2 protein-coding genes are annotated in these 1367 nt (G+C 63.2%); both read right to left on the reverse strand.

From position 1 onward, the window contains the following. Positions 1–9: 9 nt before the first annotated feature. Positions 10–744 (reverse strand): transposase, encoded by a 735-nt coding sequence (locus AC5Y30_RS25375; RefSeq protein WP_499922043.1) that lies wholly within the window; start codon positions 742–744, stop codon positions 10–12. A 206-nt stretch (positions 745–950) separates the two neighbouring features. Next, positions 951–1295 carry a transposase gene (locus AC5Y30_RS25380; RefSeq protein ID WP_499922045.1) on the reverse strand — a complete coding sequence of 115 codons (345 nt, stop codon included), beginning with the start codon at positions 1293–1295 and terminating at the stop codon, positions 951–953. Positions 1296–1367: the final 72 nt, after the last annotated feature.

Consider the following 1367-nt stretch of genomic DNA (forward strand, 5'->3'; position numbering starts at 1 on the left):
TGTCTTGAGTCAAGAATTTGGCAGGGTTTGTGCGGTTTTTAGGTAGGCCTGACGTGGGGTTCGATCGTTGAGGGCTTGGTGTGGTCGGACGGTGTTGTAGATGGTGCGGAAGCGGTGAGCTTCCATGTCGAGGGCGTCGCCGTCGCCGATGTAGCCGCGGAAGAGGTGCTCGTATTTCAGAGTGCCGAAGAAGCGTTCGATGACGCCGTTGGTTTGTGGTGATTTGATTCGGGTCCGGACGTGTCGCAGCAGGGGATCGTCTCCGGCGAACCGTGCTTGGAAAGTCTTGCCGCGGTAGCACGGTCCGTTGTCGGAGACCAACGCGATCGGTGCGGGGGCTTGGCCGATGACCGTGTTGTTGGCGTCGAGGATGTCCATCAGACCCCGGTCAGCGCGCAGATCGGTCAGGCCCAGGACGCGTTGGGCCTCCTCGATGGCCAGCTGCAGGCAGCGCACGGCATCGATACCGCGGCCGGTGGGAGACACGGTGATGGCCAGGCAGTACTTGCTCACGTAGTCGATGACCGCGCTGATCCTCCAGATGCCGCCGCAGGCGGTTTCGAATTCGGAGAAGTCGGTCTGCCACACTCGGTTGCGTTCGGTCGGCGGGTCGCGGAAAACGTGACGACGCAGTACCGCCCACGATTTCCGGTCGGCTCGAAAGCCCTGTGGCAACAGCAGATCTCGTCGCCGCAGGGCGCGTTGCACCGAGGAGTTGGTCACGTCGTGACCGTCAGCACGCATCAGGGCCGCGATCTTGCGGTAGCCCCAGGCCGGCCAGGTTTCGGCGTACTTGGCGGCCAGTGCCTCGATGCGATCGACAGTGGGTGCTGGCCACGGCCCCTTAGGTGGTGCGCCATAACGCAGTCGCGCCAGCCGGCGCCGATACGTGCGTTCGGGAATACCGGCCAGTGGGGCGAACCTCGAAACCGGCAGCCCCGCTGCCGCTCTTAGGGCTTCGAGGTCTGCGAAGGGACTTGATCAGCGAAGGCAGCTCCGCGTTGCCAGATCCGCAGCTGGACCGTGGCCTCGGCCAACGCCAGCTTGAGCTGCTCGTTTTCCCTCCGCAACCGACGCTGCTCGGGAGTTCCTGACCTGCCCGCCGGCCCGCCAGGAACCTCTTTGAGCCGATCAGCACCCGCCTCGAGGAACTGATGCTTCCATTTCGTCATCGTCACCGCGCTCACCCCGCAGCGACGAGCAGCTTCGGCACACGTCATCTCATTGGCCAGAACCGCCAACACCAGTCGGGTCTTCTCCTCTGCGGGAATCTTCGTACGTCGCGACCGAACCATGTCCTCAACCTCTCAGCCTGGGCGGCATTTATCCACAAGCCGCGACCCTGCCAAATAGTTTGAGTCAGTAGA

It is taken from the genome of Mycobacterium sp. NGS27 (assembly GCF_059813005.1).